The sequence below is a fragment of the Caballeronia eucalypticola genome, from assembly GCF_047608185.1.
Classification (GTDB): Bacteria; Pseudomonadota; Gammaproteobacteria; order Burkholderiales; family Burkholderiaceae; genus Caballeronia.
Genome location: NZ_JBLKRU010000004.1, coordinates 109621 through 134810, shown reverse-complemented (window position 1 = coordinate 134810; position 25190 = coordinate 109621). Strand labels below are relative to the sequence as shown.

Sequence of the window (25190 nt, the reverse complement as noted above, 5' to 3'; positions counted from 1 at the left end):
CTCGCTTCAGTCACCCTCGCCACCCAGATGTTCACGGGCCACACGTTGATACGCCGGCACTTCACCGCCGCCGCCCGGGGCACCATCTGTACTTTCCCCGGGACCACCACCGGAACCAACATCGGAGCGGCCACGGTTGTCGATCGCACCGCCCGGGCGCCGCTCGACATGTCCCCAGCGCAGCGCAGACATGAAGCCACCGACCACCTGGCGCGAGGCAAGACCGGCGACGAATGCCCCGAAACCCGACAGCGTTGCGCCGCCAGCGAGGCCCGAGGCGACCGCAGGCAGTTGCCAGCCCACCATGGCGAGGAACGCGCCGGTCACGAAAAGTCCCAGTGCCGAGGCAAGCGTGGCCACACCGGTCAGGCGCTGCTGTGCGTTCGCAACCAGGCTGGCCGCGTTTGCGTCAGGTGCCGATGTGGTCACGTGAAATGTGGCGAGATCGCTCGAGAAGGCGGTCAGTGCCATGCCCAGAAAGGCGGCGATCAGTACCTGCAGCAAGGCATAGTTGGCGACTTTCGCCGTCCATGCCTCGAAAAAGCGTGCAGTCGGACCGAACGCGCCGCAGGCGATGAACGCCGGCCCGAGCCCCAGCACGAGAGCGAGCAGCATCCTCGCCATGACGACTTCGAATGCGAGCACCATCAGGAAGATGGAACCGCCGAGGGCCGCGACAAGCCCACACAGGAAGTCACCAACGCCCGCGACGATGCCACTTGCACTGAAGCCTTCGTGCATCGCCTGGTCGAAGTAGGCGTCCATCACAAGGTCGATCTGCTGGTCGTAGCAGTCGAGCGTCTGATAGATGGCCGCCGCACTCGAGCCCGTCACGCTGCTGCCGCTGACCGAGCCGCATCCGGGGTTGCCCGCTGCGGTGTTCGCGGCCGCGCTCTGGATCGTCTGTGCGAGCCCCGCGGTGACATCATTGACGGTGGTGACCACCTGCGCCTGGTAGATGCCCGAGCCGAGCGCGAAGGCGAGGATGGTTGCGAGTTTCAGGCCACGCCACGCAAACGCAGGCACCGACTCGTGCGCTTCACCCCGCACCACCGCAAGACCATATGCGAGAACCCAGATCGTGACTGCCGTGGTGACCGCCGGCACGAGCGCACTGGAGAGCGCCGACGAAACATTGGTCACATACGTGCCCATGCCGTTCTCCAGCGTGCCGCCGACTGCGCTAAAGAGCCCGCTCATTTCAAGTCCCCTGTGCGCAAAGACAGCGCGTGGGACATCTGCGCGTCTGCGGCCCGACGCTTCGCAAGCTGCTCGTGAAAGATCGGCAACCAGTCATCCGGGTCGTCACCCACCCCGGCGCGGATGGTGTCGAGCAGCGCGACGTTATCGGTCGTGCCCGACAGCACATCGAGCACGTCTCCAAGACCAGCAAGATCTAAGCGGCCGATCGCCGAGCGGTGAGCCTGCTTGAAAAGAAAGAGCCGGCTGTTTTCGCCAAGGGTGCGTACGATGTTGAACTCGGCCTCGGTCAGCTTGAAGCCGCGCACATAATCGTCATAATCGGCGCGCGGGTTCGGCAGGAAGAAAAACGTCGCGGTCTGCTCGATGAGCGCGCGCGCAATGTCGCTGCGCAGCACATCTGCAGGTGACTGCGTATCAAAAATACCGAGTCCGTTTTGCTTGCGGATCGTCTTCTGTTTGTTGTTCGCGAAGTCCGTGAAAACCGGATCGCCGAGCCGCTTCCAGAATTCCGTCATTACATAGACGAAGCGCCGGCCGTCGATGAGGCTTTGCGTTAGATGCAGCAGATACATCGTGAGGGGCGTTGATACTTCGGGATCGTCGAGCAGCTCAGTGTCGTCAAAGCCGAAAAGACGCGCACGGGTAAAATCGAGTCGGTCCAAAGGGTTATCGAGCAGCCACCCCAGCCGCCCCCCCGCGCACCATTTCGCGAGCCGCGCATGCAGGCTGTTCTCCCCGACGTTGGGCAGCAGCTGGCGCACCACCGACAGGCGTCGCAGCCGCTTCTCCATGCGGGCCACCTCACGCACGGCCCGCGAAATATCCATCTCGTCTTTCGCCAGCGGCAGCACCCCGTGATCCACCAGCTTGCGAACAAGCCTCTCCCAGAAGTCGATCACGAATTCGTCCGGCTCAAGCTGGAAGGGATTGAGCCCTGTTGGCTCCCCCCGACGGAACACGGTATAGATGCCACCCATCGCGCGGATCGCGATCTCGGTACCCCGGTCCTTGTCGTAGAGCACCGCGGTAATGCCGAACTTCATCGCCATCGCGAGCAGCATCAGTTCCAGCACCGTCTTGCCTGAGCCCGCCTGCCCGATGATCTGGACATTGGCGAGTGCCTTCTCGTCGGTCGAGTCCTTCTTCTCGGGTGTCGCATGAAAATTGAGATAGAGCGGCTGGCCGCTTGGCGTCTTGACGATCGTGATCGCCTCGCCCCACGGATTGCCGTCGCGCTTGCCCGTTGCGAAGTTGTGCAGGCTCGCCAGCCCGCAGAAGTTGCGCGAGGTCAGCTTCGCCTCACGTGGGCGGTAGCGCCAGTTACCCGGCAGTTGCGCGAACCACGCGGCGTCCGCCACCAGGTCGACCAGCGCAGCCTGAAAGCCCGCGTCGGCCAGCTGCGTGCGTGCCTTCGCCACGTGCTTTGCAACGTCATGCGGCGTCTCGCCCAGCACCGCGAGCGAATAGTGATATTCGCCCAGCACGAACTCGCCATTGATCAGCTCGTCGAGCGCTCGGTCCATCGCAACAACCTGCGACACCGCCACATCCTCGGCCGCCATGAGCTGATTGCGCTGGCGCTGCAGCGCCTCCTTTGCGGCGGGCCGCTCGAGGATGGTGAAACTCTGCGTCTCGATGTACTCGAAATCTCCATACAGCATCCCGTTGAGCATGCCAGGCTCGGTTTGCTGTGGATAATCCTTCAGGTCTAGCAACGCGGCGTAACGGGTCGCCGATGGCATGCGAATTTCGACTTTCTCGGTACGGAAGAATAGCCTCGAGGTTGGCAACGCCTCGCGGATCATGCCGGATGGCACCGGCACGGGCTCCCACACGGCATTGACCAGATAGCCGAGAAATTCCAGCGCCGCGGAAAAACGGCGGCCTCGCCCGGTGTACTGCATCTGCTTCGTATTGACCCCGAGCGCCACTGGGCCGTACGGTTTGAGGCCCGATTCAACCTGTGCGGCGATGTCCGCCATCACCTTGAGTGCCTCGTGCTGGTCACGCCGGATGTCGTCCAGCGTGCGCCGGTCGGCTTGACTGAACAGCCGCCCGATTCGTGTCCGCTTCGGCCGGTAGACAACGCTCAGGTAAAGCTCGTTGGCCATCATCCGGTACCCGCTAAAGCTCTCGTAATAACGCGTTGCCAGTTCCTGGCAGAACCGGTTGGCATACGGTGTGGCGAAGCGATCCGTGACGCGCCGGCGCAGTCGGTGCGCCCAAAGGCCGACGTGGCCGCCCGCCAGCCCCCGCACCAACTGGTTGAATCCCTCATGGCGCGCGAGGATGTCGGCCGGATCAGCCGCCTCGAACGCGATGCCAGCGATCTTCCAGACACGCAGGTAGTCGCCCTCACGAGTGCGGATGACCTGATCGGTCACATGCGTCGAATACGGAATGAAGTTAGCGAGCACCACTTCCCGGTTCGCCACGGCCGAGAGCTTCGGATCGGCATTCATCTCATGCCCTCCTCTTCAGGCGCACCGGCATATAGGCATGCGCACCCCAGAACCGACGGTTGCGCTGCCGCAGGCCGATGCGCAGACGCAAGGCCAGTTGCGCGAGCCGCTGGTCGTCGTTGCGTGTGATCACGCGCATCGCGACGAATATCGGGATCATCAGCTGGAGAATGCCCACGCCGACCGGGGGACTTGCCAAGAGCGCCCAGATGGCCGGGATCAATATGCCGCCTCCGACCATCAGCGCGCACACGAGCGGCACGCCCCAGAGCATCGCGGGGCGTGTGCAGCCCTTGAATAAGGGATCCTTGAGCGCATTCATGGTTCTGCTCCGTTTCTCGGGGATCAAGAAGCCGGGATCAGCATCGCGGCGATCACCGTTGCACAGCCGACGAAGAGACCCCCGATGAAGACATTCGCGATGTCACCGAACCGGGCGTGCTGGAACATCATCTTGAAACCGGCCCAGATGATCGATATCGAGCACACCACGCCACCTACCCCGAGCAGCGTCGTCTGGATCGTCGTCAACAGCGTGTTGACCTGGGAGAGCTGTGCGTAGGCCGGTGAGGCCAGCGCCGCTGCCAGGACGGCGCTGGCGAGAAGCTTTCCCAACCAGCGGGCGAAATCCCGGATCCTGCAGATCCGTTTGCTGGACTTGTTATAAATTAGGATAACTACATTCATGACAATCTCCTTGTACGCCGATAAGCAGGTCCTTGCCTTCACCTAGGCTTCAGAACACCACCGCGCTGATGTCCGAGGACTCGCCCAGCGGTTTCCCCGGTGGGTTGCCCTGGGGTAACTGTGGCCCCGGAGCATCAGCAGAAGCCGGTTGCGCCGGGAGCGGGCGCTGCACCCGCTGCGCAAAACCACCGCGACCCAGCGGCACGACGGGAATCGCCTGGGTCACCGGGATCGGGCTCACCGCCGGGTCGATCGCCGGTACGCTGGGGACCAGATGCGCGGACACGCTATCAGCCACGTTCTGGACCACGCGCTGCACATATCCCGTCCTGTATCCCGTTGCGAAGTCACCGCTCGCGTAACAGGACAGGCTTGCTCGCAGTGCGCCTTGGACGTCGGAGCGCGACTTGCGCGCCTGTGCGTAACAGTCATGCAGAATGGCGGCTCCAGCGGCCAGGTTGAGGCAAGGATCAAATGCGTTCTGCACGCTCATGCCATAGCGCGACCAGTTCGCCCGGTTCACCTGTGCCAGGCCCACGCTGTAGTCCCACCCGCTCGCCTCCAGTGCCCGCACTGTGGCCGTGGCTTCCTCGAGGCTGGCTGGCTGGCGCAGCAGCAGGGCGTGCACCACGCCGATGGCGTAGGGGTTAAACGAGGACTCGGTGCGCACGATCGCCGCCATTGTTGCCGGCGAAACCTGAGGGGCACACTGCTGCGCGAGCGTCATGAAGTCGAACGCCATCATCAGCGGCCTCCTGCCTCATCGTCCTCACCACCCTCTTCGCGTTGCATGCGCTCCATCAACAGGCGGGCCGACTGCGTCGGGTCGTAGGGTGCCTCGGTACTTCCGGCACCGTAGAATTCCGTGATAGTCCGGTCCTCGCCAGCCGCGTCCCACCAGACCCGTGTGTAGAGCTCGCCGTCGATCTCGATGTTGATGGCGCCGCGCGCACCACAGAGCAGCTCGCTCTGCTCCGGCCCACCCCAGTAAAGAAGATCCCCACGGCAATATTCAGCACTGGCGAAGGTGTCCGACGCGGATGTCCTCCGCGAGCCACCTGCGCCGAAATCGCACGTCGGGAACGCATCGCCATGTCGCAACGCGCGCCAAAGTTTCTCGATCGGCGGCACGCATTCGGCGTACTGTTCCGAGCCACCCGGATTGGCGAGGCAGAGGATCACCTGGCAGCCCCAGTCGTCGGCATGGGCGAGCCTGGGTGCGATCACCGAGGTGCCGATCAAGCAGGCAAGTCCCAGCGATAGGCAGCGCATGAGGCGTGACGCCCATGAACGGATCGACACGTTACACATGGGCCATCTCCGTTGGACCAGGCTTAGCAGCGGGGTCACCCTCCGTGCAGGTGCCCGGCCCGCACGCGGCAACGCTGTCCAGCCGAAGCGCAATCTCATCAAAGCAGTGGCGCACCGCGCGCCACGCGGGGCGTGCTGGCACGTCGCTCGAGGCGATATCGAATACCGACACCCCTGCGGCCTGTGCCTGTGCAATCGCATCCAGGCGCGGCATCCGAAGAAAACCGTTGGGATCGCGCGGATCTGGTATCAACCACTCACCCATTTGCGCCTGAAGCGCCCGCGCCTGTGCCCGCTGAAGCGGCGTATCTTCCACCATGTTGGGCAACAGTCCGAAGAAACGCAGCCCAGGGTTGAGCCTGGCTCGAACATTGCGCACGCCGTGCGGACCGTTGATCAGATCATGTGTACTGTCGAATGCTTCCCTTGACAGCACGATCGGACTCAGCATCGCATCCGCGTTTGCCTCGGCACACACGGCGCGCGGGTCGGGCAGTGGCGGACAGTCGATCAAGCAGACGTCCACGAAAGGCGCCACCACGCGCAGCAGGTGTCGCATGTTCGCGTAGTAGCGTGCGCCGCTCTCGCCCGCCTCCGACGCGAGTCCGTGCACTCTGCGCGCCGGCAGTACCTGGATGCGAGGTGCGCGCGCTCTGCATGTCTGCGTGTGCGGCTTCACGGGCCCGCGCTCGCCGCAAGGTATCACCGCCTGGGCGGTGCGTGTGAGCGACGCCGTGCTGCAGGCGGGCTGCGCCAGATCGAGCACCAGTACCCTGGCTCCGCGCACCCGGCGCAGATAATGCGCGAACTGGCACAGCAGTGCGCTCCTGCCGGTGCCGCCCTTTTCCGCTGCAATCAGAAGTGTTTTCATGGTCAGTCATTCCCATCGACAGGCCGACCGAAAACACCAGACAGTCACGGGCGATGAAAAAAAGAACCCGCGGCGCCGAGGAGGCTGACCGCGGGCTCAACGCAGGAACGTTGCATTGGGCCAGAAAACAGAAAAGCCTGCGGATGCAGGCTTTGGGATGTCTTGCGGCGCACCACGTCGTCGCAGTGACGTCGGTACTTCGGGGCCGCTAACGCGTACTCGGTCGTGCTTCGCACGTTGACCGGATCAGATTGTTGGTTTCACTGTAGGCAAGCGCGCGGTGCAATGCAAGAGCCCTCAGACGCCTCGCGGTCTTTCCGCTTTCCCACGTGTTCCCAGGCGTTCCTAGGTGTTCCCAAAAGAATTTTCACGTACATGGGCTTTCACACCCAGGTCGACATCGGCCGACGACACCAACCACCGAAACACCGGTCGGCGAACCGAGCCGCTCTCGTCCACAAGGAGGGTCGTACGTCTTACCCTTCGCCGGCTGGAGGCTGACCGATGTTGCCGAGTCTCTGGCTATTGCCGGCAAGCGCCTGCGCCAATTCCAGGCGCGCCGCCGCGAGTTCCAGTTCGAAGCGCTGCGCTGGTCGTCGGGGTATGCGCAGTCGCCGACAGACAACTTCGCGACGTGCATGCCAGAGATAGACCATCCTCAGCATTTCCCGGTGCCTCGGATGCAACGTCTGCCAGGCTTTCGTCACCCGCGCCGCATCGACCGGATCAAAGGCACCGCGTGACGTGTTTCCCCAGTTCTCGAGGCGACCAGCAAGGGGCAAAGCACCAAGGTCGCAACTCATGACCTCGGCTCCGCATAGGCAGGACATTGCGGCAGCGAAGCCCGATAGCGGGTGGGATTTGCGAGGAAGCGCTCGATGTCGGCGGCACGCCATCCGACCATCCGAACACCCAATTGTATAGGCAGTGGAAACGTGCCGACGCGCATACGCCGGTAGATGGTTGAGCGTGACAACCCCGTATTCGCCTCGACCTGCCACCGACGCAGGATGACGAGCGGTTCGTTTTGTTTGTTTGACATGGCTTGCCCCCAGAAGGCGCCGGCTCCAGACGGCCAGAACGCGAGGGTATTCAAGCAGCGAATTCGCCCGTCAGCCAAACCCGTCTTATCGACGGGATCTCCCGACAAGCCGGTGGGGCAGGCTGGTGCGAGAGGTAGTGCGCTGACCACGCAACTTGATATCTGTCATCGAAAAGTCCAGCATCGAGCCTGGTGAAGGGACAAATCGTGATGATCAGTGCCCGACCGATATCGTCAACTGCAACATCCGATCGTGGGTATTTTGTTTTGACGGCGATGCGACTTTAACCGTTTTGTCGCGTTGCCGAAAAGGCGGCCTAGATGTCGACGACCGACACTCACGGCAACATTATCTACGCCAACGACGCGTTTATCGAGGTGAGCGGGTTTAGCCGCGATGAGATCGAAGGACAGCCTCATAATCTCGTTCGACATCCCGACATGCCCAAAGAGGCCTTTGCCGACATGTGGGCGACGCTTAAGGGTGGTGAGCCGTGGACAGCATTGGTCAAGAACCGACGCAAGAATGGCGACCACTATTGGGTGCGTGCTAACGCCACTCCGCTCGTGCGTAACAGCCGAACAGTAGGCTATATGTCGGTTCGTACCAAACCGTCACGCGAAGAAATCAATGCTGCGGAAACGCTCTACCGCGCCTTCCGTGAGGGTAAAGGCGGCGGTCAACGCTTTCATAAAGGGTTGATTATTCGCACGGGCATTGGGAAGTGGACGAACACGTTAAAGTCCATGCCGATGCGCTGGCGCATCCGTTGGACGCTACTCATCGCGTTGGTGCCTATCGTCCTCAGTCAATGGGCATTGTGCTCGTGAGTGCCGCTGCGGTGACCACGATCGGCTTGCTTCTCGCGTCGTGGGCACTGGAAGCCCAAATCGCCCGGCCGCTTGAGCAGGCGCTGAAGCAGGCGCTGCGCGTGGCCTCCAGGGACGCGCACAGTGCTCTTCACTTAGACCGTGTTGACGAGATTGGCATGACGGTACGCACGATTGGTCAACTTGGTCTGATGTTCCGCTGGATCATTGATGACGTCAGCGCCGGTGCGTAATGTTCAAAATGCAATTAGCGAAATCGCACAGGGAAACAGCGATTTGAGCGCGCGCACTGAACAGGCTGCCTCGAGTGTCCAGGAAACGGCCTCTTCGATGGAGCAAATGACAGCGACAACGCAAAGCAACGCAGATACCGTGACGCAGGCAACTCAACTGTCGAGTTTGGCAAGCGGCGCAGCAGCCCGAGGGGGAAAAGCAGTCCTGGAGGTTGCTCGCGGCGCAGCGCCGATGCCGCCAAAGAAATTAAAGATCTGATCGGTGCGAGTGCCGTAAGTGTTGAGTCGGGTTCCAAACGCGTCGTTGATGCGGGCAAAACGATGGACGATATCGTTCATCAGGTGGAGCGGGTGTCGAACCTTATCGCGGAGATCAGTTTCGCGACAAATGAACAAAGCGGAGGTATCGCACAGATGGGACAGGCGATCGGCCACCTCGATCAAGTAACCCAACAAAATGCAGCGTTGGTTGAGCAAAGCACGGCCGCGTCACAAAGCTTAAATGACCAGGCGAAAAGACTGGTGGAGGCGGTAAGCGTGTTTCGTTGACAATGGTGTGTACCGGCCAACCTTATTCTAAGCAGTCCACCCGTTCGCGTCATTTAAGTCCGAAGTCGCAAGCCTGTTACGACGCGAGCGCACCCGTGTTGGCAGCTCTGAAAAATGCACCGCCATAGTTATACGGCTTCGTGACTGCCGACTCTTGCGTTTCGAGCAGATTGAAACGGCAGGCTACCGTCGTTCTGAGATATCGAGCACGTTTCAACTTGGTCAAAACACAAATCTCCGATTCGATAAGATCCGCGAGGCCCTGTCCGGGGCTAACGGACGGCAAGTGAGCCACGTCCCCAACGGAGATCACCGCGGTGGTGCTTGCCACCGCCCCTCAGCAACTGGTTTGCCAGCGGCAAGTCGACCGTCGAGCACTCGTCAGACGCCAGCACATCACATTCCAGCGGCGACTCCTCACTGCGCTTGAAGCATCCATTGGCTGGATTGACTTCAAGCAGTCGGTGGATCGTCTTCACTTTCAAGCACGGTCGATTCCGACAATCGCTTGGCTGCCCGTCCGGTTGGCGCGCACAACAGCGCCCTCCCCTGCTTTGCGCGCGGGATTGTCAGTATTGAATTAACCAGTGTCGTCTTCCCCCCGCCAGGGCCGCCAGTGATGACCAGCAGCTATAACGAGAAAGCCACACGGATCGCCTGCTTCTGGCTATTGGCAAGCTGAATCTGGAGCTTCTGTTCAACCCACCGAATCGCCATGCCGGCGTCAAAATGCGGTCCACCGCGGCGATCCAGACTTCAGGCGCTTCACCTGTGAGACGATGAAACGCTCGGCGTTGTTTAACGTTGCGAGGAAAACCCCTGGAACGCCTTCGACGGTATCGGCGATTGGGTATCCCGGGGCATCGTGACCGCAGATATTACGATCTAACCGCGTAGCACCATCTCATGCGCAACGGTCACGTTCAGCCGGAATGAGCAGTCACGATCACCGCAATATGCACTGACCATAGGTCTTGAAAAACCGCACGGCGCGGGAGATCGAGACGCCGTCGCCATGCAGAAAGACCATGGTCTCGCGGATGATCTTCTTATCGGCCCAGCCCGAGGTGATCGTTCGGGCGCGTACCGCACCGATCCCTTCGACTTCCCGAAGCCGCTTAGGTGTCTGCTCGATGATATGGAACACGGCAACGCCGAAGGCTTAGACCAACCGACCGGCGTACAACGGGGCGATACCCTTGACCATCCCGGAGCCGAGGTTTCGCTTGATGCCGGTCAGCGTGTGCTGTGGCGAAATTTTGACGAAGACCGCCTTGAGCTGTCCACCGTGCTCGCGATCCGTAACCCATGTACTCGACACTGAGGCGTACTCGCCTGGCGCTACGGTTGGGGTGTGCCCGACCAGAGTAATGAGTTCACGCTCGCCCTTTACCTTCAGCCGCAGGACGCACAAGCCACCATTGGCGTTGTGGAACGTGACGCGCTCGACCAGTCCCGCGAGACGACCCGGTTCGGGCCTGGGTGCGGCATTGGGCGGGCTTGCTGACATGAATGAAGCGCGAGTTGTTGTGCCACAGCTAAAATGTTGAGAGCATCGGCATCCTACCGCCAGAGAGGGCGAGCGAGCCGCACAAGTCGAAGATAATGCCGACCATCTTCCCTGATAAGCACACCAATTTTGCCAATGAACACGTTGAACGAAGTGCTCGCCCGCCTCACCATCGAGCAGTTGAAATCCTTGATGCGCTGGCTTCCGGATGCCGTCCCCTCCGGCAAGAAAGACCAACTGGTCGGGGCGATCCTGCGAAGTCTCGCCGGGGACGGGCTGCGCGCACTCTGGGATCGTCTGGACGACATCCAGCGAACGGCGGTGGCGGAGGCCGCGTACGCGCTGGAGGGTTTCTTTGATGGAAACCGGTTTCGCGCGAAATACGGCCGGTTACCCGATTTCACGGTCAAAGACAATGAACGACGCTATTCGTATTATGGACCGCCGACGGCGTTGGGCCTCTTTTTGTATTACCAGGATGGGTGTTACAGCCTCCCCGTTGATATGCGTGAGCGACTAAGGACCTTCGTGCCAGAACCTGAGCCCGTCAGGTTGAACACAGTCGAAACGCTTCCGGAGAACATCGGCGAAAATCCGCTGACGGTGCGGCACAGCGAGCGCGATGCGCTGGTCGATTTGTCGGTTTTGCTGCGGCTGACGGATCAGGGCAAGATCCAGGTCAGCGACAAGACATCACTGCCCGGCGCAGCCACACAGCGCCTATTAGCAGAGAATCTCGCTGGCGGCGATTTTTACGGTCACAAACCCACAGAGCGTCAACGGGATCAAGAAGTCGGCCCGATCAAGGCATTCTCGTGGCCCCTGCTGCTTCAGGCCGCCGGATTGGTGCAACGCAACGGCAGCAAACTAGCTTTGAGCACAGCGGGGCGCAAAGCTTTGACGTCCTCCCCAGCCAGCGTATTGAGCGCGATCTGGAACAAATGGCTTAAGTCCAGTCTCTTTGACGAGTTCACCCGCATCGACGTCATCAAGGGGCAGAAATCGAAAGGTCGCGTCATGAGCGCAGTGGCACCGCGTCGTGCCGCTATTACCAAAATACTGCGGCTCTGTCCGGTCGGAGCATGGGTCGACGTCGACGACTTCTCCCGATTCATGCAGGCGACCGGTGACACGTTTGATGTCACGCACGACCCCTGGAAGCTTTACATCAGCGACCCGCAATATGGCAGCCTCGGAAATAACGGCTTTGATCATAGTTGGGAAATTCTGCAGTTTCGCTATCTGCTCTGCTTCCTGCACGAGTACGCCGCCGCCCTTGGCATCATTGATGTCGCCTACATCGAAGCGACTGGCGCGCGTAACGACTTTGGCGACCTGTGGGGGACGGACGACCTGGAATTCCTCAGCCGCTACGACGGCCTGATCTACTTCCGCGTAACGCCGCTGGGCGCCTATTGCCTCGGGTTGGTTGACGATTACACGCCCGCTGCGATCCAGCCGAGCGTCAAGCTGTCTGTCTTGCCCAGTCTGCACGTGAATGTCGTCGGCGGAAGCCTGTCGACGGAAGAATCCCTGACACTCGATACCTGGGCCGTAGAGGCAGCGGAAAAAAGTTGGCGGCTGGAGCGTCAAAAAGCTGTCGGAGCTATTGAAAAAGGGCACGACATTGCCGAACTTCGAGCGTTTCTGCAAACCCGCGAAGACCAGCCGCTGCCAGAAACGGTGGAGGCCTTCATCAAGACCACTGAGAAGCAGGGCAAAGCACTGAAAATCTTGGGAACTGCATTGCTGATCGATTGTGAGAACGCTGAAATCGCCTCGATGATCGCCACGCGCAAGGAAACAGCCGGTTTGTGCCTACGCGCCGGTGATCGACAACTGGTGGTCCGGCTTGAAAACGAAGAAAAGTTCCGGAACCTAGTCCGCATTCTGGGGTTGGGTATGACCACGTGAAGCGCTACCTCGACGCGCATCATATGCAGCCGATCTTCGCGAAAGCGACGGGCCGCGAAATCCACGAACATTTGTTTGTGCGGGAAAGCGCGAACGGTGACAAACGGTTCCCGGTGAAGCGGGTTTTAGGAAGCCGGGATACGTGAAGGTATTCGTCTGCCTTTTGTCTGGGGTCCACAAGCGCGCCGAAAATCCCGACCTTGAGACACTCGACTAACTTCATCGAAGAGCGCAAACGGCGCGGCAGATGCAAACGCATCACAGAGCGGCCGCGGTCTGGCTAGTCGGTTAGATGTCGGTCGGGCTCGTCCAGCGAGCGGACCTTCGAGATCAATGCGGAAATCGTCGACAATCAAATCAAAGCGAATGCACTCGCAGAAGAGTAAGCCTTGCCGACACAAACCTTTGATCAGACGCCGTTCCCGGTGAACATCGCTTCCCCCACTACAACCCAACCCGATGCCGACACGCTGGTTGCCGTTCGTATCGCCGCGATGCGTGAAAGCTTGGAGCGAATCGGTCGTTTCGACCCGCAACGTGCTCTCGAGCGCTTCCTCGCGCCGTTCGACCCTGCGCTGTGTCAATTGTTAGAGCTCGATGGTGTTCAGTCAGGCTTGATCCTATTTCGCCCACAGGAAGACCACTGGCTCTTGGACCACCTTTACATTCTGCCGGGAGCACCAAGGGAAAGGAATCGGCGCAGCCGTCTCGCGCGATGTCTTCGCGAACGCCGACGCGCAACGCATGCCGAGCTGCCTAGGTTCTTTGCGCGGCAGTGATTCGCACCGCTTCTACCAGCGGTATGGCTTCATACACACTGCCGAAGCAGAATGGGACATCTACTTCGTGCGTGAGCCGAGCCAGCCCAAAGTAGAGAGCTAGTTTGTTCCGCATTCATAGGGAGCGGCCGGTCTTTGGTGTCCGCTGCAGAAGTTAGTCTGATCGAAGAACTCGTTATATGCCCAATAGCCTAATCCGGCGGTCATGGTTCATCCGAGAGAGCACCTTTCGCATAGCCTTCACCTCTTTCTCGTCGACCTTTCGAAGATCCAGCTCATAGTTCCGCACACTGGTTGTCAGGCGGACTACGGATGATTTTCGATCAAGGTGGAGTTCCTCCAGCAATTCCTCATCGTCTTCTACGTACCGTCCAAACGAAACGCTCACTCCTCGCTCCGAGTCTGCCAGCAGGTGTTCGTATTTCGGCGTGCGCAGAAGGGTGAGGCTTTCGATCTCAGTCGGATCCGCTGGGTCGATGACCGAAAAGGACACAATCAAGTCGTCCCCGTTCTCAGTCGAGATAAACGCAACAGTTTCCATAATCTTCGGTCTATGATTTCCGCAGTCACAAGGCACAATCATCGCTTCCCGACAATCCCTGCTCGCCAAGAACGAGACCAAGCACCGGCAACGATAGCATGGCGCATGAAGGCGACGGGCAGTCTGACTCGATCGATCCTGCTTCCTTCAGTAGCCTCGGATCGTCAAATGTCCTGAACGAGAAAGTGTGACCCGACTCAATGCACCGAGATGCAATGACGGCTTCTATAGTAAGGCGTTCGCTTTGTTCCGCAGAGGCAAAACGGACGGGTAGGGGTTGGACGAGAAAGCCGAACAGTGCTTATTTTCGAGCCATATGCAGTATTCATGGCAGCGAATCCGCGAGCACCAAAGGTCGTACTCGACCAGGCGACTTTCCGCGTGGTCCAGCGCCACGCTGCTAAGTACCGACGTCGGTGTCAGCCTGCGTCGGTTATCGGCGGTATAGCATTGAGCGCGGGCTTGGCGAAAAGATAGCCTTGCATCAGCGTGACGCCGTTCGCTGCGAGAAAGTCGCGTTCACCCTGCGTTTCGATACCTTCGGCGATCACGCGGATCTCAAGGTCCCGACATATTCTTAGTACGCCACAGACAATTCGCTGACGCACGGAATCCGAGTCGATGCCTCGGACAAGTGCCATGTCGAGCTTGACCAGGTCCGGTTGAAATTCTGCGAGTAGCGTAAGGCCGGAATAGCCCGCGCCGAAGTCGTCGATCGCAGTCTGAAAACCGAACGACTTGTACGCGCGAAAGATCTCTACAAGGTGCGGACGGCTGATAATATTTTCACCTTCGATTGTCTCGAAGATAATCCGGTCGATCGGAAAGCCGTGTTTTTCGGCTGCTTCAAATGTGCTACGGATGCATGCGGCAGGTTGATAGACCGCGTTCGGCATGAAGTTGATCGACAGGAAGCTGTCCATTCCCAACGCAGCAGCTTGTGCAATTGCAGTGGAGCGGCAACGCTGGTCAAAGTTATAACGATTCGAATCGTCGACCTGCGACAGCACCGATGCCGCCGATTCGCCATTTGGGCCGCGCACAAGGGCTTCGTGGGCATAGGCCCGCCCAGACGTCAGATCGACAATGGGTTGAAACGCGAACGCCATTGCGATCTGTGCCGTGTCGCCGGTATTGCAACCACCGCAGCGGCCAGTTCGTACGGCCGGCTCGCTTGCGTCAAGGATTTTGATCATGTTGACCATTTTCACGAAAATTGAATAGGCAAGCAACTGCCAGTTGCTACACTTTCGTCTTCTCTTTATCGGACAGAAGGCATTATTTCTTTAGTGGAACTCGCGCGTGTCCGAAATGCCCGCCTCGAGGTCCAAGCACTCTGTTTTCATAATAGCCATCACTGTTGGCTTGCTCAGTCGTTTCGAGGTCGTCGATTGTGTTGCAAAAATGCAAACCGCCGTTGCCGGCAGTAAGCTGACCTACTTGGACAGAGACCTGACACCAGGCGAGGCATGCGCTTAACGCGGTCAGCCGCGAATCGACGAACGGCAACAGCACTGGGTCGCGTACTTGCGCGCTGAAAGATCATGGGGGACTCTGTCGGGCTCGCGATAGAAAATCAAAGTGGCGTGCTGCAGATTCGCGTGAGCGACACGGGCATGGAAATGACGGCCGAATCGCTATCATACGTCTTCAACTTCTTCTCGACCGCCACGCGCGGAACGAACGCCGGGAGCGACCGGCTTGGTATCGAACTAGCCATTAGTCGAAGCCTTATCGAACTGCATGGAGGGACAATGCTAGCGTCTAGTGTGGGTAGGTTTGCGCAATCGCATTGCTCATAGTGCAAAGTGAATCATTTGATGAAGGAGCAAGAAGGTGACGCTAATAAAGCTTCAAGGACGCGCATGGGACTATCTTCGCGCAGGGGCCGGTGACGGGAGGGCACCATTCACGTTCATGCAGGCCGCCACGATTGGCAGGGAAGGCGCTCCATCGGTTAGGACCGTTGTTCTACGCCACGTTCATGAGGCGGAGCATCTTATCGCTTTCTACACCGACGTCCGATCCGGGAAGATCGCTGAATTGCGCGCCGACCCTCGTATAGCCCTTGTAGGATATGACCCCGAGGGCATGATCCAGATTCGTCTAGAGGGCATTGCATCAGTGCTGGCCGAAGGGCCGGATAAACAGCACGCGTGGGACGCGAGCCGTCCGCACAGTCTTGTCACCTACCGAACTCCATGTCCGCCTGGGACGTCTATCGAGCGCCCTGATGATGCACACGCCGCGCAACCTGATGGTCACGATATCCGCCTTGCTGGTTATGAAAATTTCTGCATCGTTCGAGTGATCTTGAAAGCACTCGAAGTGTTGGACTTATCAGTGCCCGTTGCCCACAAGCGTGCAAGTTTCTCTCGCGCAGGGGACGAATGGATTGGCAATTGGATAGCGCCCTGAAGCGAAATCGGTTTTTTCAAGTTTGCAACCCGACATTGCGTGGGGGCTCAAAAGACTAAACGGTGTGGTGAAAGTTCCAAAGTTCGTCCTCCGACTTAGCGGAACTCAATCGACGCGTTTCCTTGCAACGAGATTCCCCGGCTAACCCCAAGCAAAAAAAGCCGACCTGACCGGTCGGCTTTCAGCGTGCTAATTTTCAGTTACTTCTTGAATTTGTCTCGCACGGCGTCGGCTGCTTCACCGACCTTTGACTGGACCTTGCCCGCGACTTTCTCCGCAGCGCCTTCGGCTTGCGTCGTCTTGTTGCCTGTGACCTTGCCGATGGCTTCCTTGACGGAGCCGGTCACTTGCTTGGCTGCACCTTCAACCCGATTCTTATCCATGACGTTTTCCTTTAGAGAGCTTGCGTGCTAAACGTACGTCGAGGAATGAATGACTGCGCCTGCTTTCTGTCAATTACCCTCAACCCGACGAACGCTTTCATTGTGCTCGATCAGTTCGATTGCCGACAGGCGCAAATGCATCAGATCGCCTAGTGCATTAGCCAAGAATCCATTGTCCGGCGCGGGAACTGGCGTCGGCATATGGCTCGCCGTGACCACACTGGTCTCCATTTTCGTCGGCGCATTTGTCAGTGGCCGCACGGCGCCCCGCCAAGGCGTCTTGCACGGCTTGCTGACGTGGTCGGTCGTGACGGTCGCAACCACCTGGTTGCTCGCCTCGTTCGCGTCCAGCGTGACAGGCGCTGCCGCTAATATGGTGGGCGGCGGCTTGTCGATGGTCGGCCGTGGTGTGGCTGCCGCCGCGCCCGATCTTGCGTCTGGCGTGAAGGGCCAGCTTCAGCAAAGCGGCATCGATTTCAACTGGACCAGCCTGCAGGATCAATTGGATGGCCTGCTGCGCGATTCGGGCAAGACCGCTTTGCAGCCTTCGCAATTGAAAGCGACGGCACAAAGCGCAGCCAGCGACGCGACTCAAACGGCGCAACAAGCGAGCTCGACCCCGCAAAGCGGCAGCGACGATCTCTCGCAATGGTTTGCCCGCGTCAAGGCAAAGGCTCAGCCGGCGCTCGATGCAGCGGACAGGGACGCGCTGGTGAACATCGTGGCGGCACGCACTGGAAAGTCGCACCAGGAAGCGCAGGCGATCGTCGACAACTACGCGCAAACCTATGACGCAGCGCTCGCCAAGTATCAGCAACTCAAAGTGCAGGCAGAGCAGCAGGCGCGTGAGGCGGCGGCATCGGCGGCGCGAGGGGTATCGACGGCGGCGTGGGGATCGGTCGTGATTCTTTTGATCGGTGCTGCGGTCGCGGGCGTTACAGGGTGGTTGGGGTTACGCTCACGGCCGGCCGTGCTTTGATCGGGATTGAAATGGGTGGTGGTTGACCCCATTGATTAGCTTGACGTGGGGACGACGCGTTTGAATTTCCTGTGTCATGCACGTTAAGCGCTGGTCCTGAAATATGTCGCTAACGGATATGTGGCTAACGGTGAGCTTACAAAGTTGCCTGACTAAGAGCCCGGGGTGTTCCTTAGTGAACTCAAGGACCTTGAGCATCACTCTGATAAAGAAGAGGTAATTCGATGAAAGTAAAATCTGCAATGCTGGCCGTCGCGTTTTTAGCAGCGAGCTTCGCGTCCCAGGTTCAGGCTGCGGGATGCCTGAAGGGTGCTGTCGTGGGCGGCGTGACTGGCCACTACGTCGGTAAAGGCCACGCAGTGCTGGGCGCAGCCGGAGGGTGCATCGCGGGTCATCATATGGCGAAAGAGAAAGCCAAGGAGGACGCGTTGGCGCGGGAGCACGCTCAGCAAGCGCCTGTCGACGGCCCACGTACCTAAGGCCAACGGGGTCCAGGCTTGAGCGGATTTGGAGGCACCGATCGACGTCCTGCTAGGTTACGTTCAAGCTTAGCGGGCTGCGTGAGTGAGCTGACAGAGATGATGAACGAAGGCGACTCTTATGTGGGCCTTCGTTGGTCGAGCCATTTTTACGAACAGAGTGGTCGGTTCATTTCCCTTTGTGGACACACTGAAATTTGTGCCCAGCGAAAGCATAGGGTGCGATGCCACCAAAAAATCTAGACGGTCAAAATCGGACGCTTACGGATCGTCCAACGCGCGTCCCTCACGCATGGCAGTAACCGGCTTACTCAAGACGTCCGGGCCTCCCCCCAAATTTGCTCCGAAGCGACTTTTGACGGTCTGAGAAGTCGGAATAATATGTATCGATTGGGGACCACATCGGCATCCTGACGACGCCGATGTGGTCCACTTAATTCCGCGTTTGGCCGATTAAGGATCCTCGCAAAATGGTGAGAAAAAAGAAGAAGCTCTCAGCTGCTCAAAAGGTCGCGAAACAGGAAAGAAAAAGGAAGTTCATGTTTGTATTTAGGAATGGCAAACAAGTGCGAATTAGACGACCAGAGACAATTGATGGCATCGATGTCGATGAGTTCATCCGACGAAGTGCAGATCCAATCTGGCTGCATCAAAACGAAATGCATGAGCTCATAGAAGCTGCGCCCGATCCCGATGCTCCGCTTTAAGGACTTTGTTAGAGACTTTTCGGTCTGTTCCCTGGGCTTTGGGATTGCTTCTGCGATGGTTTCCGAGGGCATACCTGTCTCGCTTATTAAGTTCTTCCGTAATACTCTGCAGTATAGGCCTGAGGGGGCGACGCGAAGCTGCCGCCCCAATTGTCGTAAGGCGGCGATGGTTCTGGGGGAGGAATGAGATGCCCGACCTCTCATTCCGCCTACCTCTCCCACCTTGCGATAGCAATTCTGTAGCAGATCAAATTCGCCCAAACGCACAAGCGCGTCTCCTTCCCGTACAATTCGGTGCCGCATAAAAGCAGCCGCTATTAGCCAACGCAACCCACGGCTCCATGACGAATTCCGCCGGATATCGATGGCCCAAACCGACAAGGGCGTTGGCTCGCGTCACTGCTCAACCATCACATTTCGCGGCAGGCTTATAGTGAAATACAGCCCGTATCCGGGATGTCGCGAACGCTGAGCACGCCATCGCTTGCTTCCACATTCCGGCGAGCGATCGAGAATCCCAACCCTAGGCCCGTTCTACCGACGCCGTTCTGCCTGAACGATTCGGACATGCCTTCTACATCGCCGACCGACAAACCGCCACAATGGTTCTTCGCGTCGATCAAGACGCGGTCAGCAACTGCGTACTCGTCGAGAGTCACTTCTGTGTCAAGGTGAGTGAACTTGAATGCGTTCTGTAGCGGGCTTCCTAGCGCCGAGAAAAGCAGATCCCGATTAGCGCGTACAGCAAGTCTCGCCTTGACGGCCGAAACCGTGAATGCACACCCGCGAGCCTGAGCCACGAGATCCACCGCCTGTTTGATCTCGTCAATGAAGTCAGCCAACGAGAATATTCGCGGCGGCATTTCGCTCCCAACTGTCAACCGCACTTCTGCTAGCGAATCGTCTACGAGATCACGCAGCCCATTCAAATTGCGCTCTAGCGCTGATCCCGTCGCACCGGACAGGCTCAGATTCCCGGCCTTCGCGGCACCAAAAAGCAAGCGTTGGTTTGGAGAAAGTTGCGTAATTTGTGAGCGAAAAATCCTATTCGTTCGTTCATCTCGCGGCGTACTTGTCCGTCGTAACTAAGTCACGCTGATAACTAAACTCAGCCACTGCATCGGGGATTGCGTTGTCCAAGCAGCGATCAAGTGTTCGAAACTCGTCTGCGTGGAAGGGCGCGTCACATTCAAATGCAAGATCAATAATAGCCTGATAATCATCTAGCCGGCCTTCCCTTCGGCAAGCGCTGGGAACTACAGTGAAAGTACGATTCCTGAACTTATCGCCTGTTCCTTGACGAGCGTGGCCAGCCCATGTCGTCCGGCCGGTCGGGCGGCCGGACCCCGCTTTATGGCGGGGCAAGCGACGCATGGCTGGAAGCGCGGCAGAACGGAACTGCCCAACTTCGTCTGCAAGGGATTGAAAAGAATTCTGGCTAACGGGTGATGGTTTGTGAGGTGGTCAGCGGGGCATTTTGGGAGAAAGCATCATGTTATTTTGTGGCATTGACCTTCATTCGAACAACAGCGTCGTGGTCGTCACCGACGATGCCGACAAGGTGTTGTACTCCAGGCGACTCCCCAACAACCTGACGGAAATCTGCGATGCGCTCAGCCCGTATCTGAAGGATTTATTTGGCGTCGTCGTGGAATCGACATTCAACTGGTACTGGCTGGTCGACGGCCTGATCGAGGCGGGCCATTCGGTCCACCTCGCCAACACCGTAGCGATCAAGCAATACGATGGCCTCAAGTACCGCGGCGACGAATCCGACGCCCGCCACCTCGCGCACATCCTACGGCTCGGACTTCTGCCGGAAGGACACATCATGCCGCCGCCCCTGCGCGCAGTACGCGACCTGTCACGCAAACGGATGCAGTTGGTGCAGCAGCGCACCACCCAGCTCCTCTCAATAGGGACATGCCTGGCGCAGCAAACGGGTGGCCAGATCAGCGGCGACAGCATCAAACGGCTGACGGAGGCTGACATTGACAAGATGCCGATCGGCAGCACCGAAGCGATCGGCGTCAAGGCCAACCTGGCGGTCATGGATGCGCTGCAGACGCAAATCGACGGCATCGAGAAGGTGCTGATGGCGCACTGCCATAACAGTCCGGGATATAGGTTGCTCAACACCGTGCCCGGCATCGGCGCAACGCTGGCCACCGTCATCCTGCTGGAGACGGGCGATGTCGGACGCTTTGCCGACGTCGGGAACTATGCCTCCTATTGCCGCTGTGTCAGCAGTACCCACCTCTCGAACGGCAAGAAAAAAGGCGAAGGCAACACCAAGAATGGCAACCGCTATCTGGCGTGGGCGTACATCGAGGCAGCCAATTTCGCCATCCGATTTTGCGAGCCGGCGCGCAAGTTTTACCAGCGTAAGAAGGCCAAACGGAATGCAATCGTCGCGACCAAAGCGGTCGCGCACAAACTGGCGCGTGCCTGCTTTCTGATGCTAAAAACGGGAGAGGAATTCTCTGTGGAGCGCTGTTTCACTTAAGTTTGGCAACGGCCAGCGAGCCAGGCCCTGTGTTGGACTTTGAGCCACCTAGTCTGATTGGACGCCGCGCCGTCTGCCATCGTGTCATGTCTTAATGAAATGAGTCGTCCGGATTGCGAGCCACCTGCGTTTGGACCCGCCTCGCGGAAGCCACAAGTCTGCCCAACAATTGGACACAAGACGGTACCGAGATGCTTCTGGGACGGCGCAGCCGTCAGGGTGGAACAGGATTTCAACGCTTCCGCTTGATCCACATGGGTGACTGGTGCGATTCATGCAACCACACGAAGAGGCGAAGGGCACGAACATCATTTCATGTGGAGACCTGAGCGATGGCCGTATTAACTATCGCGGAGGATTGCGAGGATTTTATTTAACCCCTTGACTTGGGCCGGCTAATGGGTGACACAGGTCGCCATAGTCGTGGACAACCTGGTCAACTGAAAAGTCGAGTTCTAAGAGTTGTCCTCCATGTTTTGAGGCCGCGTTTTCCGATCTCCGAAAACGAGGACCGGCCTCCTACAGGGCCGGAGATCTTACGACGATCCATAGGCTCTGCCGTCTGTTCAAAACGAAGCGTCCGGATAAGTTGATCAAGGAAAAGCGGCACGCCGTTCTGCAATTGCTGCGCGGTCGCATCTCTAGAGGGCCTGTGCGCCACTTTTGTCCGGCATCGCTCGATAAGATCATCACGATTGTTCGAAAGGAATTCATGCATCATGGCGCACTATCCCCTTTTGTCGGCTGCATTTGGCGCTCGCCTACGAGTATCGACTGGCGCTTAGCTTACGCAACGTCTACTTTGTTCGTCGTAACCAATAGATCGATCTACACCTTTCCCGAGATGGCCTCAAAGAGCATCGTGCTCACGGTGATCCCAAATGTCTGCTGCGGAGCAAGAACGAAGCTCCGATGCGGATCGATTCTTCCAGAATCGGTCGTTGATTTTCCGATTCCGCGCGTAGCCTAGCCGCTCGTGCGCAGAGTGTGGCCAATGACGATGGCCTGTCAATGTTTCGAGTTGGACCGTCTTGCCGGTATCGCGGAATGCGAGAAATCCTGACAAAGTCTGTAGAGATCAGCCCGGTTCCCGTGGCCTTTGGCTTAAGGGTATGGCGCTCGGTCGAAATATTCGCTGAGAATATCTGAGAGCCTCCAAATTGGGCATGGGCGACGACAGTGCCCGTCAAAGCCGGCGGCATGCAGCGTTTCCATCGAGTCTTCGGGATAGATGCTGCTCAGTGCAATGACTAACCGGTCTGCATTTGTCGGATTGGAAGTGAAGCCGCGGACGAATGCGAAATCGGCATCGATGTCGAGACGCGTATCTAAAAGCATGACTTGAGCGCCCCATTCATCGAGAAGTCGGCGTGTCGAGCCTAGATCCGGTGCATAAATGGACGGAAAGTTTTTGAGACCCAACATCAGCGATATCGACTTGCCGGCCGGCGCATCGACATGCGCGACGATCACTCGACGGAACAGCGGTAGGATCGCGGTGAATTTCTTCCGGTTCCAAAGCGCATGTTGACTCGTATCGTCGTATGGCGGGCGGTTTGACACTTCATTCTCGACGGCAGGGCTGCGGTTTGCCAACGCCGAGTGCTCGTGCCAATACCAACGCGCACCGGGAAGTCGAACGTAGTCTCGCACTTTTGCCCTTTGCTGTCGACCTAATTAGTTACGTTAATTAGTTCAATCATTTACCAACCACAAGGTTATAGGGCGATCACGAACTTCGCATCGGTCAATTGAATTTTCTAATCGAATTTGCTTGAGATCTGACAATGCAAGAGCGCAGTGCGTCTTTTGCGGATCGCGCATTGAACGTAAGCGCCTAGCTACGACGAGTCGACTTCGGCTGTTCGATATGGGACCGGGTTCGGCCGGGAGGGGACCGCAGAACGTCGACTTGATTGGACATTCGAATCCCCGCTTCACCCAGTTAAGTGACTTTCGGTCGATTATTTTTGTCGCAACTTCGGCCTTCGCGGACGTGGGAGTATTGGCCGCTGAGAGGCGCTTTGCCGTCGTTCGCGATGTCGTAGTCCCGAACTTCGGGTGCCGACGCCATTGATTTGATGCCCGCCCCCCGTTGCGGCCTTCGAACCGCTCGTCTGGAGGGCAGCAAATACAGCCGGACAACCGTCACGTACCATCGATCCCCAACGAATCATGGCACTGGCTAAACATCGGCCGTTCAAGCGCCGTGTGGCGACTGTATGCCGCTTTGCCTTTTATCGGAGTTGCCGTGTAGATCGATGTCGGCTTCGACGAAGTGCGAATGAGTCTTCGCGACTGCAAACAGACGCGGCGCCCCATCTCTATCCTACCAACCTATCAACACCGGCCATTCGACTCCATCTCGCGCGCGCATCATCATTCCCGCATTATTAGAGTCGCGCCGTCCCGCACGCTGGGACGATCTTCCTGTCCAGGAAGTCCGACAAATCTCGTGGACACGGGAGAAGACTCGCCAACGATTCAACGCACCCGGCAAGCGCTAGCGTCCAGGTTGGAGTCGCTCGTTTCAGACCCGACAGTTTTGCCTTCTCACGATCGCTGAAATCGCGGGTGAACGATGTAAGAATCTTCCGAAAAAACCATAGCTCGTACTTTCCACGGAGATAACCTTGTGGTTCGCGTTTTTTGAGATATCGCCGATAGATTGACCTTAGCTCCAGAGACGGCCGCTTGGCTCCGCTATTTAGCATGTTAGTCGATCCAAGAAAGGAGTATCGGACAGGGTGCGCTTCGATGCATGGCCGCGCAATAGAATCTATCCGCGGCAAACCGGGGGCTCGGTATAGCGTCTCCATCATGCAGCGGAATAAAAAGGCTCATGGGATGTTGAATAAAGACGCATTGCCCGACGTCGATATGTTCATGCCCACTTCTAAAGGAGAATCCGAGTGCTGCCGAATCACATCGTTACCTCGAACAGTTTGAGTCAGTCCTTCCAGTCAATTCTTGCGGCCAACCAAGGACGTAATTGCGTCTGGGCCGTCGTCGAGCTATCCAACTCGGCATCTGGAAACAGCGGTTATTGGGCCACGCGTTCCACACAGAATGTCGTGCAGGTGATCGGCCAAGCGATCAAGGATCGAATCGAGCAGGCGGCCGTCCGGAACTCCGGGCAAGCAATCTCTGCGGTGCATCGGCGAAACATCAATGAGAGGATCGCGGCTGAGGTCGGGCTTCAGGGTCTGAGGGATACGGTTGGCCACGCCGAGGAGAGACTGATCCTTGCATGGCCCGACATCATGGAAGACTACTCGCAAGCTCGCAATGGCGAGCAGCCCGACACGGCCAAGCTGTATCTGTCGGATAGCCCATGCACCCTCTACGACGGCAACAAGGCGAGCAATAACATTTCCGGCAAGCCGCTTTCGTGTTTCGCCAAGATCAATCTCCTGATCAGCGAGAACGCTTCCATCACGTCCTGGGCTATCTACTATCGGAAGCCATGGGGAATCTTGCAGACGAAGAGGCAAGGAAGAATGTCGCTCGATCAATGGAACAATGTTCAGGCCGGACAGGCGCTCGTCACAAGCAATGGAAGATATCGGGCGTTCAGTCCGGAGCTTGAAGCAACGGCAAAAGGCGCCGGACTGTAAGCGGGTTTTCCGGTGGCGCAGACGACACGGAACCGCCGCGATTGTCTCTGTCCGCAGGTGCACGCGAACGAACGTTTCCCGAAGCGCGCGCAAAGAAACAGGCAAGGAGAGACGGTAATCCCGCAGTCCGAATTGCCCGATCCCTTTGGCTCCCTTGGCTCTGGATAG

26 protein-coding genes and 2 pseudogenes are annotated in these 25190 nt (G+C 58.4%); 11 read left to right on the top strand and 17 right to left on the bottom strand.

Annotation, left to right across the window (positions count from 1 at the left end):
* Window positions 1-6: 6 nt before the first annotated feature.
* The 9 genes from ACMX25_RS07010 to ACMX25_RS06970 all read right to left on the bottom strand — a co-directional run bounded on the left by ACMX25_RS07010 (window position 7) and on the right by ACMX25_RS06970 (window position 7576).
* Window positions 7-1200, bottom strand: a complete 1194-nt coding sequence (locus tag ACMX25_RS07010; protein ID WP_414948843.1) for a TrbL/VirB6 family protein — start codon at window positions 1198-1200, stop codon at window positions 7-9.
* On the bottom strand, window positions 1197-3665 hold the full coding sequence (locus ACMX25_RS07005) for a VirB4 family type IV secretion/conjugal transfer ATPase (RefSeq protein WP_414948841.1): 2469 nt from the start codon (window positions 3663-3665) through the stop codon (window positions 1197-1199). The genes ACMX25_RS07010 and ACMX25_RS07005 overlap by 4 nt, the downstream gene beginning before the upstream one ends.
* A 1-nt stretch (window position 3666) precedes the next feature.
* Window positions 3667-3987, bottom strand: coding sequence for a VirB3 family type IV secretion system protein (locus ACMX25_RS07000; RefSeq protein WP_414948840.1), 321 nt, complete (start codon window positions 3985-3987; stop codon window positions 3667-3669).
* A gap of 23 nt (window positions 3988-4010) precedes the next feature.
* On the bottom strand, window positions 4011-4352 hold the full coding sequence (locus tag ACMX25_RS06995) for a TrbC/VirB2 family protein (protein WP_414948838.1): 342 nt from the start codon (window positions 4350-4352) through the stop codon (window positions 4011-4013).
* Between the two features lie 49 nt (window positions 4353-4401).
* A complete protein-coding gene (locus ACMX25_RS06990; protein ID WP_414949059.1) occupies window positions 4402-5094 on the bottom strand; it encodes a lytic transglycosylase domain-containing protein in 693 nt (230 codons plus the stop codon).
* A 2-nt stretch (window positions 5095-5096) separates the two neighbouring features.
* On the bottom strand, window positions 5097-5624 hold the full coding sequence (locus tag ACMX25_RS06985; RefSeq protein WP_414949058.1) for a hypothetical protein: 528 nt from the start codon (window positions 5622-5624) through the stop codon (window positions 5097-5099).
* 31 nt (window positions 5625-5655) lie between these two features.
* Window positions 5656-6534, bottom strand: a complete 879-nt coding sequence (locus tag ACMX25_RS06980; protein WP_414948837.1) for a ParA family protein — start codon at window positions 6532-6534, stop codon at window positions 5656-5658.
* A gap of 476 nt (window positions 6535-7010) precedes the next feature.
* The gene (locus tag ACMX25_RS06975) at window positions 7011-7337 is read right to left on the bottom strand and encodes a hypothetical protein (protein ID WP_414948835.1); all 327 of its coding nucleotides are present in this window, start codon (window positions 7335-7337) and stop codon (window positions 7011-7013) included.
* The gene (locus ACMX25_RS06970; RefSeq protein ID WP_414948834.1) at window positions 7334-7576 is read right to left on the bottom strand and encodes a helix-turn-helix transcriptional regulator; all 243 of its coding nucleotides are present in this window, start codon (window positions 7574-7576) and stop codon (window positions 7334-7336) included. The genes ACMX25_RS06975 and ACMX25_RS06970 overlap by 4 nt, the downstream gene beginning before the upstream one ends.
* Window positions 7577-7897: 321 nt before the next feature.
* Here ACMX25_RS06970 and ACMX25_RS06965 point away from each other — a divergent pair.
* Window positions 7898-9189 (top strand): annotated as a pseudogene (locus tag ACMX25_RS06965) (methyl-accepting chemotaxis protein).
* Window positions 9190-9461: 272 nt separating this feature from the next.
* Here the strand turns inward: ACMX25_RS06965 and ACMX25_RS06960 are convergent.
* The 4 genes from ACMX25_RS06960 to ACMX25_RS06945 form a co-directional block, all read right to left on the bottom strand.
* Window positions 9462-9668, bottom strand: a complete 207-nt coding sequence (locus ACMX25_RS06960) for an AAA family ATPase (RefSeq protein ID WP_414949057.1) — start codon at window positions 9666-9668, stop codon at window positions 9462-9464.
* A complete protein-coding gene (locus tag ACMX25_RS06955) occupies window positions 9643-9756 on the bottom strand; it encodes a hypothetical protein (protein WP_414949056.1) in 114 nt (37 codons plus the stop codon). The genes ACMX25_RS06960 and ACMX25_RS06955 overlap by 26 nt, the downstream gene beginning before the upstream one ends.
* A 379-nt stretch (window positions 9757-10135) precedes the next feature.
* Window positions 10136-10336 carry a hypothetical protein gene (locus ACMX25_RS06950; protein ID WP_414948833.1) on the bottom strand — a complete coding sequence of 67 codons (201 nt, stop codon included), beginning with the start codon at window positions 10334-10336 and terminating at the stop codon, window positions 10136-10138.
* Window positions 10337-10351: 15 nt separating this feature from the next.
* Complete coding sequence (locus ACMX25_RS06945; RefSeq protein WP_414948832.1) at window positions 10352-10699, bottom strand: YrrC family ATP-dependent DNA helicase; 348 nt, start codon at window positions 10697-10699, stop codon at window positions 10352-10354.
* 135 nt (window positions 10700-10834) lie between these two features.
* Here ACMX25_RS06945 and ACMX25_RS06940 point away from each other — a divergent pair, with 135 nt between their 5' ends.
* From ACMX25_RS06940 to ACMX25_RS06930, 3 genes and pseudogenes are all read left to right on the top strand, one after another.
* Window positions 10835-12613: a hypothetical protein gene (locus ACMX25_RS06940; RefSeq protein ID WP_414948831.1), complete on the top strand. Its 1779-nt coding sequence runs from the start codon at window positions 10835-10837 to the stop codon at window positions 12611-12613.
* Window positions 12610-12759 (top strand): hypothetical protein, encoded by a 150-nt coding sequence (locus tag ACMX25_RS06935; protein ID WP_414948829.1) that lies wholly within the window; start codon window positions 12610-12612, stop codon window positions 12757-12759. Before ACMX25_RS06940 ends, ACMX25_RS06935 begins: the two co-directional genes overlap by 4 nt.
* A 279-nt stretch (window positions 12760-13038) precedes the next feature.
* Window positions 13039-13495 (top strand): annotated as a pseudogene (locus tag ACMX25_RS06930) (GNAT family N-acetyltransferase).
* Window positions 13496-14352: 857 nt separating this feature from the next.
* On the opposite strand, the gene ACMX25_RS06925 reads toward ACMX25_RS06930, so the two are convergent.
* Complete coding sequence (locus ACMX25_RS06925; RefSeq protein WP_414948827.1) at window positions 14353-15129, bottom strand: EAL domain-containing protein; 777 nt, start codon at window positions 15127-15129, stop codon at window positions 14353-14355.
* 348 nt (window positions 15130-15477) lie between these two features.
* On the opposite strand from ACMX25_RS06925, the gene ACMX25_RS06920 reads away from it, so the two are divergent.
* Window positions 15478-15735 (top strand): ATP-binding protein, encoded by a 258-nt coding sequence (locus tag ACMX25_RS06920; RefSeq protein ID WP_414948826.1) that lies wholly within the window; start codon window positions 15478-15480, stop codon window positions 15733-15735.
* 34 nt (window positions 15736-15769) lie between these two features.
* Complete coding sequence (locus ACMX25_RS06915) at window positions 15770-16351, top strand: pyridoxamine 5'-phosphate oxidase family protein (protein ID WP_414948825.1); 582 nt, start codon at window positions 15770-15772, stop codon at window positions 16349-16351.
* A 200-nt stretch (window positions 16352-16551) separates the two neighbouring features.
* Here ACMX25_RS06915 and ACMX25_RS06910 read toward each other — a convergent pair whose 3' ends face one another.
* A complete protein-coding gene (locus ACMX25_RS06910) occupies window positions 16552-16734 on the bottom strand; it encodes a CsbD family protein (RefSeq protein WP_089161944.1) in 183 nt (60 codons plus the stop codon).
* Between the two features lie 211 nt (window positions 16735-16945).
* Here ACMX25_RS06910 and ACMX25_RS06905 point away from each other — a divergent pair, with 211 nt between their 5' ends.
* From ACMX25_RS06905 to ACMX25_RS06895, 3 genes are all read left to right on the top strand, one after another.
* The gene (locus tag ACMX25_RS06905) at window positions 16946-17713 is read left to right on the top strand and encodes a YrzE family protein (protein ID WP_414948822.1); all 768 of its coding nucleotides are present in this window, start codon (window positions 16946-16948) and stop codon (window positions 17711-17713) included.
* Window positions 17714-17937: 224 nt separating this feature from the next.
* Complete coding sequence (locus tag ACMX25_RS06900; RefSeq protein WP_414948820.1) at window positions 17938-18192, top strand: hypothetical protein; 255 nt, start codon at window positions 17938-17940, stop codon at window positions 18190-18192.
* Between the two features lie 470 nt (window positions 18193-18662).
* Entirely contained in the window at window positions 18663-18899 is a 237-nt protein-coding gene (locus tag ACMX25_RS06895; protein ID WP_414948818.1) for a hypothetical protein, read from the top strand.
* Between the two features lie 428 nt (window positions 18900-19327).
* On the opposite strand, the gene ACMX25_RS06890 is transcribed toward ACMX25_RS06895, so the two are convergent.
* On the bottom strand, window positions 19328-19762 hold the full coding sequence (locus tag ACMX25_RS06890; protein WP_414948817.1) for a sensor histidine kinase: 435 nt from the start codon (window positions 19760-19762) through the stop codon (window positions 19328-19330).
* Window positions 19763-20391: 629 nt separating this feature from the next.
* Between ACMX25_RS06890 and ACMX25_RS06885 the strand changes: the two genes are divergently transcribed.
* Window positions 20392-21405, top strand: a complete 1014-nt coding sequence (locus ACMX25_RS06885; protein WP_414948816.1) for an IS110 family RNA-guided transposase — start codon at window positions 20392-20394, stop codon at window positions 21403-21405.
* A 1104-nt stretch (window positions 21406-22509) separates the two neighbouring features.
* On the opposite strand, the gene ACMX25_RS06880 is transcribed toward ACMX25_RS06885, so the two are convergent.
* A complete protein-coding gene (locus ACMX25_RS06880; RefSeq protein WP_414948814.1) occupies window positions 22510-23001 on the bottom strand; it encodes a hypothetical protein in 492 nt (163 codons plus the stop codon).
* Between the two features lie 1316 nt (window positions 23002-24317).
* Here ACMX25_RS06880 and ACMX25_RS06875 point away from each other — a divergent pair.
* Window positions 24318-25022, top strand: coding sequence for a hypothetical protein (locus tag ACMX25_RS06875; RefSeq protein ID WP_414948813.1), 705 nt, complete (start codon window positions 24318-24320; stop codon window positions 25020-25022).
* Window positions 25023-25190: the final 168 nt, after the last annotated feature.

What these genes read in the sequence shown, in the direction of transcription:
- ACMX25_RS07010 (WP_414948843.1), bottom strand. Translation starts at nt 1,200, where the DNA reads ATGAGCGGGCTCTTTAGCGCAGTCGGCGGCACGCTGGAGAACGGCATG.
- ACMX25_RS07005 (WP_414948841.1), bottom strand. Translation starts at nt 3,665, where the DNA reads ATGAATGCCGATCCGAAGCTCTCGGCCGTGGCGAACCGGGAAGTGGTG.
- ACMX25_RS07000 (WP_414948840.1), bottom strand. Translation starts at nt 3,987, where the DNA reads ATGAATGCGCTCAAGGATCCCTTATTCAAGGGCTGCACACGCCCCGCG.
- ACMX25_RS06995 (WP_414948838.1), bottom strand. Translation starts at nt 4,352, where the DNA reads ATGAATGTAGTTATCCTAATTTATAACAAGTCCAGCAAACGGATCTGC.
- ACMX25_RS06990 (WP_414949059.1), bottom strand. Translation starts at nt 5,094, where the DNA reads ATGGCGTTCGACTTCATGACGCTCGCGCAGCAGTGTGCCCCTCAGGTT.
- ACMX25_RS06985 (WP_414949058.1), bottom strand. Translation starts at nt 5,624, where the DNA reads ATGCGCTGCCTATCGCTGGGACTTGCCTGCTTGATCGGCACCTCGGTG.
- ACMX25_RS06980 (WP_414948837.1), bottom strand. Translation starts at nt 6,534, where the DNA reads ATGAAAACACTTCTGATTGCAGCGGAAAAGGGCGGCACCGGCAGGAGC.
- ACMX25_RS06975 (WP_414948835.1), bottom strand. Translation starts at nt 7,337, where the DNA reads ATGAGTTGCGACCTTGGTGCTTTGCCCCTTGCTGGTCGCCTCGAGAAC.
- ACMX25_RS06970 (WP_414948834.1), bottom strand. Translation starts at nt 7,576, where the DNA reads ATGTCAAACAAACAAAACGAACCGCTCGTCATCCTGCGTCGGTGGCAG.
- ACMX25_RS06945 (WP_414948832.1), bottom strand. Translation starts at nt 10,699, where the DNA reads ATGTCAGCAAGCCCGCCCAATGCCGCACCCAGGCCCGAACCGGGTCGT.
- ACMX25_RS06940 (WP_414948831.1), top strand. Translation starts at nt 10,835, where the DNA reads ATGAACACGTTGAACGAAGTGCTCGCCCGCCTCACCATCGAGCAGTTG.
- ACMX25_RS06925 (WP_414948827.1), bottom strand. Translation starts at nt 15,129, where the DNA reads ATGATCAAAATCCTTGACGCAAGCGAGCCGGCCGTACGAACTGGCCGC.
- ACMX25_RS06920 (WP_414948826.1), top strand. Translation starts at nt 15,478, where the DNA reads ATGGGGGACTCTGTCGGGCTCGCGATAGAAAATCAAAGTGGCGTGCTG.
- ACMX25_RS06910 (WP_089161944.1), bottom strand. Translation starts at nt 16,734, where the DNA reads ATGGATAAGAATCGGGTTGAAGGTGCAGCCAAGCAAGTGACCGGCTCC.
- ACMX25_RS06900 (WP_414948820.1), top strand. Translation starts at nt 17,938, where the DNA reads ATGAAAGTAAAATCTGCAATGCTGGCCGTCGCGTTTTTAGCAGCGAGC.
- ACMX25_RS06895 (WP_414948818.1), top strand. Translation starts at nt 18,663, where the DNA reads ATGGTGAGAAAAAAGAAGAAGCTCTCAGCTGCTCAAAAGGTCGCGAAA.
- ACMX25_RS06890 (WP_414948817.1), bottom strand. Translation starts at nt 19,762, where the DNA reads ATGCCGCCGCGAATATTCTCGTTGGCTGACTTCATTGACGAGATCAAA.
- ACMX25_RS06885 (WP_414948816.1), top strand. Translation starts at nt 20,392, where the DNA reads ATGTTATTTTGTGGCATTGACCTTCATTCGAACAACAGCGTCGTGGTC.